This window comes from Pseudoalteromonas sp. MMG013, assembly GCF_018100885.1.
Classification (GTDB): Bacteria; Pseudomonadota; Gammaproteobacteria; order Enterobacterales; family Alteromonadaceae; genus Pseudoalteromonas; species Pseudoalteromonas aurantia.
Window position 1 is genome coordinate 1 of the sequence record NZ_JAGJEE010000076.1, and the last position, 1,641, is coordinate 1,641.

At 49.6% G+C, this 1,641-nt stretch carries 1 protein-coding gene; it reads left to right on the top strand.

The genetic code is table 11. The features are described from left to right. A partial coding sequence (locus J8L98_RS24380; RefSeq protein WP_210998649.1) for an amino acid adenylation domain-containing protein occupies window positions 1-1,641 on the top strand: 1,641 nt, incomplete at both ends.

A 1,641-nucleotide genomic window follows, 5' to 3' on the forward strand; every position in this document is an offset into this window, starting at 1 on the left:
ATTCTTGGTAGTTGGAACAATGACTTACAATCTTTCCCATTGGGAGAGTGTATTCAAGATTATATTGCTCATCGAGTACAGCAACAGCCTGATGCGGTGGCCATCATAGATGAGCATCGACAAATGAGTTACCAAGAACTGTATCAACGCGCTACCGCGCTTGGGGCGCAAATTCGCGCCCAAGGTGTGCAGCCAAACGAGTTGGTTGCCGTGGTCCTGCCAAGAGGCTGGCAGCAAGTGGTTGCGGTGCTTGGCGTGTTAATCGCGGGAGGCGCCTATTTACCAATCAATCCACATTTACCACTAGAGCGCCGTCGTCAGCTGCTTACTTTAGGGGAAGTGAAAGTCGCGATAGGGGAGGTGGTTCCCGATAGTGAACAGACGGTACATTGGTGTGATGTGCCAGAAGTATTCAGTGCCCCAACGTGCAGCTTGCAAAGCGTACAAACAGACACCGATCTGGCTTATGTTATCTTCACATCAGGTTCGACAGGGGTGCCTAAGGGGGTTGCGATAGAGCACAGGGCAGTACTCAATACGCTATTTGATATGAATAAACGCTTTTCGGTGACAGAGCAAGATGTGGTGCTGTGTTTATCAGAGTTGAACTTTGACCTATCGGTGTATGACATTTTTGGCGTACTCATGGCGGGAGGTCGTTTAGTTACACTGAGTGAGGACAACGCACGAGAGCCTGAGGCTTGGTTGGAAAAGCTGCGTACACATGGGGTAACGATTTGGAACTCAGTCCCAGCGTTAATGCAAATGTTAGTGGACTATATGGACGGCATGAGAGCGTCAGGGTTGGGCGCAGTGAGAATGGTATGGATGAGTGGAGATTGGATCCCCCCGACCTTACCATGCAGACTCCAAGCCAGACAACAGGACATATCAGTAGTCAGTCTGGGCGGGGCGACGGAAGTGTCAATTTGGTCCATTCATTATCCGATAGGAACGGTACCAGAGAGCTGGTCGAGTATTCCATATGGTAGAGCGTTGGCGAACCAGCATATGTATGTGTTAAACGAGGGGCTGGAAGCGGCTCCGCTGGGTGTTGCAGGAGAGCTTTACATAGGAGGAGTAGGAGTTGCACGGGAATACTGGCAAGATGAGCAAAGGAGCGAAGGCAGCTTTATCTTGCACCCAAGGACGGGGGAGCGATTATATAGAACAGGGGACAGAGGTCGCTGGACACAAGCGGGGCAAATCGAGTTTTTAGGCAGGATAGACACACAGGTAAAAATTCGTGGTATGCGTATCGAGCTAGGCGAGGTAGAAGCGGCGCTTAAGGACTGTGATGGCGTAGCCAAAGCCCTGGTGTTGGTGAACAAAAATGACCGAAATGGAGGGGAGCACCTAGAGGCTTACGTTGTAAAGTCAGAGGATAGGGAAGTAGATAAAGAAGCGCTGAAAAGATATTTGGTGGACAGGCTCCCGGATTATATGGTGCCAAAGTATTACACCTTCTTAGCGGAATTTCCTTTGACCTCCAATGGCAAAGTAGACAGAAAAGCTTTATTACTCAGTGGCGAGGGAGCAAGAGAGATCAAGGGGTACGAAGCACCAGAAAATGACACAGAACGTCAATTGGTCGCTATTTGGAAAGACGTTCTTGGAGTCGCTAATATTGGGGTGAATGAT